Origin of the sequence: Caballeronia sp. LZ043 (genome assembly GCF_031451075.1) — a bacterium.
Classification (GTDB): Bacteria; Pseudomonadota; Gammaproteobacteria; order Burkholderiales; family Burkholderiaceae; genus Caballeronia.
Genome location: NZ_JARUXT010000004.1, coordinates 468,983 through 481,054 on the forward strand (window position 1 = coordinate 468,983; position 12,072 = coordinate 481,054).

General features: G+C 65.5%; 7 protein-coding genes and 1 pseudogene. 4 read left to right on the forward strand and 4 right to left on the reverse strand.

Going from position 1 to position 12,072, the window contains the following annotated elements; genetic code table 11:
• Positions 1 to 61: 61 nt before the first annotated feature.
• Positions 62 to 589, forward strand: a complete 528-nt coding sequence (locus tag QCE64_RS29660; RefSeq protein ID WP_310007744.1) for a metal-dependent hydrolase — start codon at positions 62 to 64, stop codon at positions 587 to 589.
• 23 nt (positions 590 to 612) lie between these two features.
• A complete protein-coding gene (locus QCE64_RS29665) occupies positions 613 to 1,107 on the forward strand; it encodes an LEA type 2 family protein (protein WP_309925955.1) in 495 nt (164 codons plus the stop codon).
• On the opposite strand, the gene QCE64_RS29670 is transcribed toward QCE64_RS29665, so the two are convergent.
• Positions 1,101 to 1,529 carry a cupin domain-containing protein gene (locus QCE64_RS29670; protein WP_309925958.1) on the reverse strand — a complete coding sequence of 143 codons (429 nt, stop codon included), beginning with the start codon at positions 1,527 to 1,529 and terminating at the stop codon, positions 1,101 to 1,103. The genes QCE64_RS29665 and QCE64_RS29670 overlap by 7 nt on opposite strands.
• Before the next feature lie 223 nt (positions 1,530 to 1,752).
• Between QCE64_RS29670 and QCE64_RS29675 the strand changes: the two genes are divergently transcribed.
• Positions 1,753 to 6,606 (forward strand): NAD-glutamate dehydrogenase, encoded by a 4,854-nt coding sequence (locus QCE64_RS29675; RefSeq protein WP_309934565.1) that lies wholly within the window; start codon positions 1,753 to 1,755, stop codon positions 6,604 to 6,606.
• 382 nt (positions 6,607 to 6,988) lie between these two features.
• Entirely contained in the window at positions 6,989 to 8,377 is a 1,389-nt protein-coding gene (locus QCE64_RS29680) for an FAD-binding oxidoreductase (RefSeq protein WP_310007746.1), read from the forward strand.
• A 19-nt stretch (positions 8,378 to 8,396) separates the two neighbouring features.
• Here QCE64_RS29680 and QCE64_RS29685 read toward each other — a convergent pair whose 3' ends face one another.
• From QCE64_RS29685 to QCE64_RS29695, 3 genes and pseudogenes are all read right to left on the reverse strand, one after another.
• On the reverse strand, positions 8,397 to 8,732 hold the full coding sequence (locus tag QCE64_RS29685) for a host attachment protein (protein WP_309925961.1): 336 nt from the start codon (positions 8,730 to 8,732) through the stop codon (positions 8,397 to 8,399).
• A gap of 122 nt (positions 8,733 to 8,854) precedes the next feature.
• Entirely contained in the window at positions 8,855 to 9,538 is a 684-nt protein-coding gene (locus QCE64_RS29690) for a Fe2+-dependent dioxygenase (RefSeq protein ID WP_309925963.1), read from the reverse strand.
• 60 nt (positions 9,539 to 9,598) lie between these two features.
• Positions 9,599 to 11,812, reverse strand: a pseudogene (locus QCE64_RS29695) (TonB-dependent receptor); the annotation flags it as partial.
• Positions 11,813 to 12,072 lie beyond the last annotated feature (260 nt).

Below are 12,072 nucleotides of genomic sequence, written 5' to 3' on the forward strand. Positions count from 1 at the left end.
GGGTGCAATGCGCATGCGAACATGCGCGCTCCCCAGGCAAGCGATCAAGGCAGGTTTTTCCATGGCGTCGAACAAGGCTCATCATGCAACCGGATGGGCTGCGGGCATCATCGCGGCGGCGCTCGTGTCGGCTGCGCACGGACCTGCCTCCGAGGGCGCGGGCATGATTCCCGCGGTGCTCGCGCTGCTCGCCGGGGTGGCCGGCGCTACCGCGCCGGACTGGCTCGAAGTCGCGTGGTGGACACGCGCCCGCAGGCTCTGGATCACGCATCGCACGCTGACGCATTGGGGCCTGGGCTGGGCGGCGCTGCTCGCGCTGTCCTGGCACGAACTCGGGCGGCATCCGGCGGCGCCCGTGGCGTTCGGCTTCGCCTGCGGCGGCCTCATGCATCTGCTGGCGGACTGGCCCAATCCGCTCGGCGTGCCGTGGGTCGGCCCGCGCCACTCGCTCAATCTGTGGACGAGCGGGCACTGCGATCTGATCGTCGTGGGCGCGGCGTGGGTTGCCGCGCTGTTCGTCGTCGACGATGTCTGGTTTCATCATGCCTGTAGCCGCATGCTGCTGAACGTGCTGCGGCCCGCAGCATGACCCAAGCGAGGAGCCCCGATCCCATGCAAGCGAATCACCCGCGCAGCCGCTTCCTTCTCTTCCTCGCCGGCCTGGCCGCGCTGTTCGCGCTGCATGGCTGCGCGGGCTTCTTCAATCGCGACGCCATGCGCGTGACGGTGGCGGGCATCGAGCCGCTCGAAGGACAGGGCCTCGAGATGCGCTTTACCGTGAAACTGCGCGTGCAGAATCCGAACAACGAGCCGCTCGACTTCGACGGCGTCGCGCTCGATCTCGACCTCAACGGCCGTCCGTTCGCCACGGGCGTCAGCGACCAGCGCGGCGTGGTGCCGCGTTTTGGCGAGACGGTGGTGGCCGTGCCGGTGACGGTGTCGGCGTTCTCGGTGGCGCGGCAGGCGCTCGGCTTCGCCACCGGCGACGTCCCGAACAAGGTCTCGTATGCGGTACGCGGCAAGCTCGCGGGCGGCCTGCTCGGCGGCGCGCGCTTTGCGGATACCGGTTACGTCGACCTGCCGATGAACGGCGCGTCCGGCTACTGAGACGCTCGAGCTTCGTCGGGATCGTAAGGCACGACGCGATCCGCTTCATTCGCGTCGTTGCGGGCGATCACCGCGCGCGCAGGCTCGGTGTCGCTCAGATTGACCGGCTGATGCGGCACGCCGGGCGGAATGAAGACGAAGTCGCCCGGCTCGTTGATCATCGATTGCGCCAGCCCCGCTCCGTAGCGTGTCTCGATGCGTCCTTCCAGGATATAGATGCCGGTTTCGTAGCCGATGTGAACGTGCGGCTCGCCGCGCCCGCCCGGCGGCACGACGACGAGATGCATCGCGAGTCCGCGCGTGCCGGCCGTCGCCGCCGAGAGGCCGATGAAATACGGCAGGTGTTGCACTGTCGCGAGCTTTTCCTGAGGCCGCACGGTGACGACCGTCTGCTGCGCGGCAACTTCCGTGGTGTCCTGCATGGCGATTCCTCCGTGTCCGGACTGCGCTGCGAATCTTCTCATCGACGATAGGTCGAAAGCGCGTGTCGCGCAAAGGTCATGCGCGGCGTCTACCGTAGAAGGGCACGGACTTTGTGCAGGCGCACATGCCCGGCGGCAGGCAAACACGCGGCGCGGCGCATAATCTCGATGACGTGAGAGCAGACCATAGCGGCATCGCAACCGACACCCTCGGGAGGACACCATGCTGGTCAGGAACGAAGCGCGGGTCGAACAACTCATCAACGATCTCCTCGAATTCGCACGAGGACGGTTGCCGGAGCAGACCTGGCGGATCATCGAGCCGTTGCTTCGCCACTACTACGAGCAGGTCGATGTCGAGGACATCGCGAGCCGCGATGTCGCCGATCTCTACGGCGCCGCCATGGCGCACGTCCAGACGGCGCAGAAGTTCGTCCACGGGCGCGAAGTGCTGCGGGTCTATAACCCGAACCTGGAGCAGCACGGCTGGCACTCGGATCATACGGTGGTCGAGATCGTCAACGACGACATGCCGTTCCTCGTCGATTCCGTGAGCATGGAACTCAACCGGCTGGGGCTTGCGCTGCATTCCGTGATCCACCCGGTGTTCCGCGTCTGGCGCGGCGCGAAGGGCGAGATCGAGCGCGTTGCGCAGGGCCACAGCGAGGCCGGCGACGGCCAGTCCGAGCTCGAATCGTTCATTCATTTCGAAGTGGACCGCTGCGGCGATGGCGCCCGCCTCGACGAAGTGCGCGACAACATCGCGCGCGTGCTGGGCGACGTGCGCGCGTCGGTGGAAGACTGGCCGAAGCTGCTCGACACCGCCCGCGCCGCGATTACCGAACTCAAGACCCGCGACACGAGTCCGGACGGCATCGAGTCCCGTGCGTTCCTCGAATGGATGGCGGGCGATCACTTCACGTTCCTCGGCTGCCGTGACTATGATCTGGTGGAGCACGAAGGCGGCTTCGCGTTGCGCGGCGTGTCCGGCTCCGGGCTGGGCCTCTTGCGCGAAACCTTGCGCGCGCCGGCGGCAGGCGACCTGACGCCGCTGCCGCCGGGCGCAGCCGCGATCATCGAAGGCGCGGCGCCCATCTTTCTGACCAAGGCCAATTCGCGCGCGACGGTGCATCGGCCGGGCTATCTGGACTATGTCGGCGTGAAGCGCGTATCGCCGGAGGGCAAGGTGATCGGCGAGCGGCGCTTTCTCGGCCTGTACACGTCCACTGCGTATCTGGTGCCCACCTACGAGATTCCGATCGTGCGGCGCAAGTGCGCGAACATCGTGCGGCGCGCGGGCTTCCTCGAGAAAGGGCATCTGGCGAAGTCGCTCATCACGGTCCTGGAACAGTACCCGCGCGACGAACTGTTCCAGGCCGACGAAGACGTGCTCTTCGACATCGCGCTCGGCGTGCTGCGCTTGCAGGAACATCAGCGCACGCGGCTGTTCGTGCGGCGCGACCGCTTCGACCGCTTCGTGTCGTGCCTCGTGTTCGTGCCGCGCGACAAATTCAATACCGACCTGCGCCGCCGCATCAGCCGCGTGCTGATGGAGGCCTTCAACGGCCGCAGCATCGAGTTCACGCCGCTGTTGTCGGAGTCGCCGCTGGCGCGCATTCATATCGTGGTGCGGGCGGATCGCGGCACCATGCCCGAAGTCGATACGCGCGAACTCGAAACGCGTGTGGTGCAGGTGGCGCGGCGCTGGCAGGACGATCTCGCCGATGCGCTCATCGACAGTCATGGCGAGGAAGCCGGCAACCGCCTGTTGCAGCGTTACGCGGATTCATTCCCGGCGGGTTATCGCGAGGACTATCCGGCGCGTACGGCGGTGCGCGACATCGAAATGATCGAGGCGACGCATACGAGCGCCGGCGGTCTCTCCATGAGCCTGTACCGGCCGATCGAGGCCGGCAAGCGCGCGTTCCGCTTCAAGGTGTATCGCGTGGGCGAGCCGATTGCGCTGTCGCACAGCCTGCCGATGCTCGAACATCTCGGCGTGCGCGTGGATGAAGAGCGCCCGTACCTGATCGAGCCGACCGGCGCGCCGAACGCATGGATTCACGACTTCGGCCTGGAGTTGCAGGACGACGTGGAATTCGACATCGATCGCGTGAAGCCGCTGTTCGAGAACGCGTTCGCGAGCGTGTGGTCGGGCGAGATCGAGAACGACGATTACAACCGCCTCGTGCTGCGCGCGGAGTTCGGCTCGCGCGACGTGACCATCATGCGCGCCTATGCGAAGTATCTGCGCCAGGTGGGCTCGACGTTCAGCGATGCCTATATCGAGCGCGCGCTGATCGGCAATCCGCTGATCGCGAAGAAGCTGCTGCAACTGTTCATGGTGCGTTTCGATCCGGCGCATGGCGGCGGCGGCGAGGCGCGCGACGCCGCCGCCGAGCGCGTGCTCGCCGACATCGAAGCGGCGCTCGACAAGGTGCCCAATCTCGATGAAGACCGCATCCTGCGGCAGTTCCTCGGCGTGATCTGCGCGACGGTGCGCACCAATCACTTTCATCGCGATGCACACGGCCAGCCGCGGCCTTATGTGTCGTTCAAGCTGGATCCGTCGAAAGTGCCGGGGTTGCCCGAACCGAAACCGATGTTTGAAATCTGGGTCTACGCGCCGCGTGTCGAGGGCGTGCATCTGCGCGGCGGACGCGTGGCGCGCGGCGGCCTGCGCTGGTCGGACCGGCGCGAGGATTTTCGCACCGAAGTGCTCGGCCTCATGAAGGCGCAGATGGTGAAGAACACGGTGATCGTGCCGGTGGGATCGAAGGGCGGCTTCGTCGTGAAGAATCCGCCGCCGGTGACGGATCGCGAGGCGTATCTCAGCGAAGGCGTCGCGTGCTATCAGATGTTCCTGCGCGGCCTGCTCGACGTCACCGACAACCGCACGCCGGACGGCATCGTGCCGCCGCCGGACGTGGTGCGCCACGATCCGGACGATCCCTATCTCGTGGTCGCGGCCGACAAGGGCACGGCCACCTTCTCCGATTACGCGAACGCGATCGCACACGAATACGGTTTCTGGCTCGACGATGCGTTTGCCTCCGGCGGCTCGGTCGGCTATGACCACAAGAAGATGGGCATCACGGCGCGCGGCGCGTGGGAATCCGTGAAGCGCCATTTCCGCGAGATGAACTTCGATACCCAGACCACGGATTTCACGGTGGTCGGCATTGGCGACATGTCCGGCGACGTGTTCGGCAACGGCATGCTGCTGTCGCGTCACATCCGGCTGATCGCGGCGTTCGATCATCGCCACATCTTTCTCGATCCGACGCCCGACACCGCAAAGAGCTTCGAAGAACGCGCGCGTCTCTTTGCATTGCCGCGTTCCAGCTGGGCCGACTACGACGCCTCGCTGATCTCGACGGGCGGCGGCGTGTATCCGCGCACGGCGAAGTCGATACCGGTGTCGCCGCAGGTGCAGGCGGCGCTCGGTATCAGCGCGTCGGTGCTCGCGCCGAACGAGCTGATCCGCGCGATCCTGCTGGCCGAAGCCGATCTGCTCTACAACGGAGGTGTGGGCACCTATGTGAAGGCGACGGCGGAAACGCATCTGCAAGTCGGCGACCGCACCAATGACGCCGTGCGCGTGAACGGCGCGGAGCTGCGCGTGAAGGTGGTCGCGGAGGGCGGCAATCTCGGTCTCACGCAACTGGGGCGCATCGAGTTCGCGCAGCGCGGCGGCCGCATCAATACGGATGCCATCGACAATTCCGCGGGCGTCGATTGCTCGGATCACGAGGTCAACATCAAGATCCTGCTGGGCCTCGTGGTCGCGGATGGCGAGATGACCGAGAAGCAGCGCAACGCGCTGCTCGCCGAGATGACCGACGAAGTCGGCCTGCTCGTGCTGAAGGACAACTACGCGCAGACGCAGGCGCTGTCGATCGCGAAGCGCTATGAAGCCGAGACGCTCGATGCCGAGGCGCGCATGATGCGCTTCCTGGAGCGCGCCGGGCGCCTGAAGCGCCGCATCGAGTTCCTGCCCTCCGACGACGAGATCGCCGAGCGCGCGGCGGCGAAGTCCGGGCTGACGTCGCCCGAGCGTGCGGTGCTGCTTGCATACGGCAAGATGTGGCTGTACGACGAACTGCTCGAATCGGACGTACCGGAGGATGCGCTCGTCGCGGACATGGTGCCGGAGTATTTCCCGAAGCCGCTGCAGCAGCGCTACAGCGACACGATGCAGCGCCACCCGCTCAAGCGCGAGATTCTTGCGACGCACCTGACCAATGCGCTCGTCAATCGCGTGGGCTGCACCTTTGTGCATCGCCTGATGGAAGAGACCGATGCGCAGCCGAGCGACATCGTGCGGGCGGCGCTCATGTCGCGCGATGTCTTCGATCTCGACGACCTGTGGCGCAGCATCGACGGGCTGGACAACATCGTCGCCGATGAAGTGCAGGCGCGCATGTTCGTCGAGGTCGTGCGGCTGCTCGACGATACGTCGCTGTGGTTCCTGCGTCATCTGAAGCACAGCGGTGCGGATGCGCATGAAGCGCGCGGCGTGCTGGCGCGCTGCCGTGAAGCGGCGCAGCGGCTGGCGCCGCAACTGCCGGCGCTGCTGCCTGCGACGCAGCTCGACGCGTGGTATGCGCGCCGGCGCGACCTGGAGGATGCGGGCGTCGAGAGCACGCTGGCGGCGCGGGTCGCGAGCGGCGAGATTGCCACGGCCGTGCTCGACAGCGCCGAAGTGGCGGCCTGCACGCAGCGCAGTCTCGAACTGGTGGCGAGCGTGTATTTCGGCATCGGCACGCTGCTCGATTATCGCGGCATCGCGGAGCGTGCGATGGCCTTGCCCGTCGCGACGCACTGGGACTTGCTCGCGCGTGCAGCCGCGCTGGAGGAACTGGCGCGCCTGAAGCGCGCGCTGACGGTGAGCGCGCTCGAACAGTCGCGCGGTATCGATGCGGCGGATGTGATCGTCGAGACCTGGCGAGCGAAGCGCGAGCAGGCGCTCGACCGCTACACGCGCCTGCTGACCGAACTGCGCGCGAGCGGCGGCGCGAGTCTTTCGATGCTGCTGGTCGTGGTGCGCGAGATGGCGGTGCTCGAACGCGCGTAGACCTTCTTCGCCGTGTGATGAAAAAGCGGGCGCCTCGCAAGCGCCCGTTTTTTTCATGTGTACTTCATGACATCAGTGATCCGAAGCAATTCATGAAGCATTGAATTCGATTCATGCCTGATGCGTCCACTTTGTCGGATCCATGCTAGGTCGCATGCGCGAATACACTCGCCGCACGCTTTACATTCGGTAAGTCACGGCATTTAATCAATGAGCGGACGAAGCCGTCCGGCATGTCTTTCTCTATCCGTCCTCGCGGTCATCCCGGTGTGAATTCAATCGTTACGCCACACGCGAACCGATCGCAGGATCATTGCGCTTTCGCCGTTCCAGCGGGCAGGGTCGGGCACGTCGCAGCGCGTCATTTGCAGCGAGGTCTTACATGATCAAGTTATCGGGCGAAGTGATCGACGCTCTCAAGGCATCGGTGCGCGGCAGGGTGATCGCACCCGCCGATGCCGATTACGACGAAGCACGCAAGGTCTGGAATGCCACCATCGACAGGCGGCCCGCGCTCATCGTGCGCTGCGCGGGCGTGGCCGACGTGAAGGCGGCGCTGGCGTTCGCGCGCGGCAACGGCATGCTCGTGTCGATCCGCGGCGGCTCGCACAACATCGCGGGCAGCGCCGTCAGCGACGATGCCGTGATGATCGATCTCTCCGCGCTCAGGTCGGTGCGCATCGATCCGCAGGCGCGGCGCGCGTACGTGGAGCCCGGCGCGTTGCTCTCCGATTTCGATCACGAAGCGCAGGCGTTCGGACTGGCGACGCCGCTCGGCATCAACTCGACCACCGGCATCGCCGGTCTCACGCTCGGCGGCGGCTTTGGCTGGATCAGCCGCAAGTTCGGCGTCACGGTGGACAATCTGGTGGCGGCGGAGATCGTCACGGCGGACGGCGAATGGCGTCGCGTGGACGAGCATGCCGATCCCGAACTCTTCTGGGCCTTGCGCGGCGGCGGCGGCAATTTCGGCGTGGTCACGCTGTTCGAATTTCGGCTGCATGAAGTCGGGCCGGAGATCTATGGCGGGCTGGTGGTGTATCCGCTCGAACAAGCCGCCGACGTCCTGCCGAAGTATCGCGAGTTCGTCGCGCAAAGTCCCGACGAACTGAGCGTCTGGGCCGTCATGCGTCTCGCGCCGCCGCTGCCGTTCCTGCCCGCGGAAGCGCACGGCAAGCCGGTGATCGTATTGGCGAGTTGCTATGTCGGCCCGGTTGAAAACGGCGAGCGTGTGCTGGCGCCCGCGCGCGGCTTCGCCACGCCCTATGGCGAGCATCTCGGACCGATGCCCTTTGCAGCATGGCAGAAAGCCTTCGATCCGCTGCTGACGCCGGGCTCGCGCAACTACTGGAAGTCGCATAACTTTGCCGGTCTGACGGACGCGACCTTCGACATCCTCACCAACGCGGTGAAATCGCTGCCTTCGACGCAATGCGAGATCTTCGTCGGCGCGATGGGCGGCGAGACGAACCGCGTGCCCGTCGATGCCACTGCGTACGCGAATCGCGATTCGATCTATACGATCAACATTCACGGCCGCTGGGAAGACGCCGCCGATGATGCCAGATGCACGGCTTGGGCGCGCGACATGTTCGCCGCGCTGACGCCGCACGCGTTGGGCAGCGTGTATGTCAACTTTCTGACGGGCGATGAAGGCGATCGGGTGAAGGCGGCGTATGGACCGAACTACGAGAAGCTCGCGCGAGTGAAGCAGCGTTACGATCCGGAGAACGTGTTCCGCAGCAATCAGAACATCGTGCCGGCGGCGTGAGGAGGTGACGGGCCGGCATTCAACGCCGGCCCAGGCCGTGGCGCAGGTCGTGTGAGGCGTCGTCAGTGGTGTCTTCGTAGACGAGTGTGCGTGTGTCGGCGCTCAGGTGCGCGCGCAGCACGTTCAGAAATCGCGGTTCCACGGCAAGTCGCAGCCGGTCGAACCGGTGCTGCCGGCGGCTGTCTTCAAGAAAGGCGGCGACCTTGCGCGCGAACGCTGCGCCGTCGTCGTCCGTCACGCTTGCCGACGGATTCCTGAGGTCCTCGACCTGCCTCAGATCCAGCGTCAATCCGTGCGTCTCGAAGACTCTCGCACGCTTGCCGTCGGCCGCGAGAACCCACGTGATGGCGGTCATGGCGCTCCTCCTGTTCGCCCGTCCACGCGGGCTCTCGCCATTGTGCGCCCGATCTTTCCGCGATGGCTTCCTTCGTGCGGAGATTCGCTTTTGCGGCGCAGCACGCGGCATGCATCTTGTGCCTAGGTGTCGCTCCACATGCGCAGCAGGTTGTGATAGCAGCCGACCAGCGTGCGCTTCGCGGCTTCGTCGCCGTCGGTGGCGTTGAGGCGCTGGATGGCGTTGTCGAGATCGAACAGCAATGCGCGTTGTCCGTCGTCTCGCACGAGGCTCTGCGCCCAGAAGAAACTCGACACGCGCGCGCCGCGCGTCACCGGACGCACCTGATGCAGGCTCGTCGCCGGATAGACGAGCGCGTGGCCGGCGGGCAGCTTCACTTCCTGCACGCCAAAGGTATCTTCGATGATCAGTTCGCCGCCGTCATATTCGTCGGGCGGCGTGAGGAACAGCGTGACCGAGACATCCGTGCGCACGCGCGCGCCGTGGCCCGGCACGATGCGGATCGCGCCATCGACGTGACTGCCGAAGTGCATGCCGCCTTCATAACGGTTGAACAGCGGCGGATACACGCGGTTCGGCAGCACGGCGCTGATGAAGAGCGGATGCCGCTCCAGCGCGCCGACGATCGCATCGCCGAGTTCCAGTGCGATCGGCGAACCTTCGGCGATCTGCATGTTGCGCTTGACCGGCGCGCCCTGATAACCCGCGGTGGCGCGGCCGTCGACCCAGGCGTCGCTGGCTTCGAGGCGGGCGCGCATGGCGGCGGCATCGGCGGGACTGAGGACGTTCGGTATCGAGAGGATCATGGTTCCATGGGACGTGGCGCGCGCCGCGGGCGTGCGGCGCGCGCCGGCACGGCCACAGCCGAAACGGGAGTTCAAGGGGGCGAGGAACCGGCGGCCCCCGCCCCGCCCCGCGCGACCGCCATCGGACGGAATCAGGGCGTCGTAGTACTTCTTGTCCGTCAGGTTCAGCACGTTGAACTGGATATCGTAGCGTTTCTGATGATACGCGGCCATCACGTCCCAGCGCACGTAGCCGCCCACTTCGACGAGATTGTTGTTCGCCGCGTAACGCGACGACACATACGAAGGCCCGCCGCCGATCTGCCACACCGGCGTGAAGTCATAGGTCGTCCACAGCGTGAACATGTGATGCGGCGTGTTGGCCGGCGTCTTGCCCTGCGTGCCGTCGAAGGCCTTCAGGATCGTGCCGTCCATATAGGTATAGCCGCCGAACATCTGCCATTGCTTCGTGATGTGGCCCGCCACGCCCAGCTGATAGCCGCGTACGCGGATGTCGCCGTCGAGCGAATAGGTGCCGTCCGAGGCCAGCGTGCGCGCGTTGGTCTTCTCGATGTTGAACAGCGACTGCGTGACCGACAGGCCACCGTTCAGCAGATCCCACTTCGAACCGACTTCATACGACTTGTTGTGCTCGGGCGGCAGGTTCTGCTGGCCGTTGGTGAGCGTGAGCGCTTCGAGCGACGGATCGAACGAGGTGCCGTACGACACGTAGTACGACTGCGTCTCCGTCGGCTGGAACACGAGGCCCGTGCGCACGCTCGTGAAGTAATTGGTCTGGGTGGCGTAGGAGGGCGCGTTGATCGAGTTGTGGATCGCCGCTTCATAGCGGTCCCAGCGCACGCCGCCAATCCACTTCCAGTGCTCGCCGAGCGAGATGGTGTCGTTCAGGTACAGGCCGAGACCGTTCGCGCTCGACTCCGCCAGGTTGGTCGCCACCTCGCGATAGTTGGCGGGACGCGGCACATACGCCGGATCGACCAGCGGCACGATGGCGAGCGTGTTCGAGGGCAGGCCCGGCGTCGTTGCGGTGAAGCTCTGGTTGCTATAGGTCTCGTGGCTCAGATCGACGCCCACCAGCATGTCGTGCTTCAGGAAGCCCGTGGCGAACTTGCCTTCGAGGTCGGTCGTGTTGTAGACCGAGTGATCGTTGATGTTGCGGTCCTTGCCTTGCAGGCGCACGAACAGCGAACTCAGCGGCAGGGAGGTGTAGTTGCCGTTGGTGAGCGCTGTAGAGTTGCCGAGCGGTCCGGTCAGCACGGCCGCCGCATTGGTCGCGCGCGCTTCGGTGCTGTAGTGGCTGAACTGCGTCTGGTTGCGCAGCGTGAACATGTCGTCGAAGCGATGCTGGACGCGCGCGCTGACCGTCTGGACGTCCTGGATCGTGCGGTCGTCGGTGAAGCCGTAGAAGGTCTTCGTATCGACCGGCGCGGGATGGCCGTTGAGCGGCGGAATGCCGTAGTCGGGCTGGTCGCGGTTGTGCTGGATCAGCGCGCTCAGCGTCACCTGCGTCGGCGTGCCGATGCCGAACTTCACTTCCGGCGCGATGCCGTAGTCCTTGTTGATCATCTCGTCGCGGCTCGAACCCAGCGACTGGCCGAACGCGTTGACACGGAACGCCGAGGTGTCCGTCAGCGGCTGGTTGATGTCGACCGTCGAGCGGAAGCGGTCGTGCGTGCCCGCCTGCAGCGAGACATCGGCGCGCGGCTTCAGGTCCGGCTGCTTGCTGACCTGGTTGATGACGCCGCCGGTGGAGCCGCGTCCGAAGTACAGCGACGACGGCCCGTACAGCACGTCGATCGACTCGAGGTTGAAGGTGTCGCGATAGTACTGGCCACGGTCGCGGAAGCCGTCGAGGTAAATGTCGGTGCGCGCGGAGAAGCCGCGCAGGTTGATGTTGTTGCCGATCTGGCCGCCTTCCGCCGCGCCGAGCGTGACGCCGGGCACGTTGCGGAGGGCATCGGAGAACGAGCTGATGGCCTGCGATTGCAGCACGGCCTTCGGCACCACGACGACGGCCTGCGGAATGTCGCGCAGCGCGGTGGGCACCTTGGCGCCGACGCTGGACACGTCGGCCTGGAAGTCGGGCGCGTCGGCCTGGCTGGTCACGCGAACGGCGGGCAGCGAAGCGGATTCGGGCGCGTCCGGCGCGGCTTGTGCGACGTTCGGTGCTGCAATGAGCGTGGTTTGCGATGCAGTCTGGGCGTACAGCGGTGCCGCCACGGGCACGGCGGCAATCGTTACCCATGCCGCTGCCAGCGGCGTTTTCCTCAACATGTCGTGGTCCAGGTCGTTGTTGTTCAGGTCCGATGGCGGCGGATCGGGCGTCCTGCCGCCACGGCTTTTCGAGGTGTGCGATGTCGTCGATCGAAAGCTGTGGCGCCGTGCTGTTCAGTACGACTCATTGCACCGGGCTATCGTGTCGATGGGTAAATGCGAATCGCTATCATTACATGGTCGGAAATATTTCGAAAATATCCGTAATGACTGGCGGGATTTATTGCCGGGAAATGTGACGTTCACGCAACAAAAAGCGC

What these genes read in the sequence shown, in the direction of transcription:
- QCE64_RS29665 (WP_309925955.1), top strand. Translation starts at nt 613, where the DNA reads ATGCAAGCGAATCACCCGCGCAGCCGCTTCCTTCTCTTCCTCGCCGGC.
- QCE64_RS29680 (WP_310007746.1), top strand. Translation starts at nt 6,989, where the DNA reads ATGATCAAGTTATCGGGCGAAGTGATCGACGCTCTCAAGGCATCGGTG.
- QCE64_RS29660 (WP_310007744.1), top strand. Translation starts at nt 62, where the DNA reads ATGGCGTCGAACAAGGCTCATCATGCAACCGGATGGGCTGCGGGCATC.
- QCE64_RS29685 (WP_309925961.1), bottom strand. Translation starts at nt 8,732, where the DNA reads ATGACCGCCATCACGTGGGTTCTCGCGGCCGACGGCAAGCGTGCGAGA.
- QCE64_RS29675 (WP_309934565.1), top strand. Translation starts at nt 1,753, where the DNA reads ATGCTGGTCAGGAACGAAGCGCGGGTCGAACAACTCATCAACGATCTC.
- QCE64_RS29670 (WP_309925958.1), bottom strand. Translation starts at nt 1,529, where the DNA reads ATGCAGGACACCACGGAAGTTGCCGCGCAGCAGACGGTCGTCACCGTG.
- QCE64_RS29690 (WP_309925963.1), bottom strand. Translation starts at nt 9,538, where the DNA reads ATGATCCTCTCGATACCGAACGTCCTCAGTCCCGCCGATGCCGCCGCC.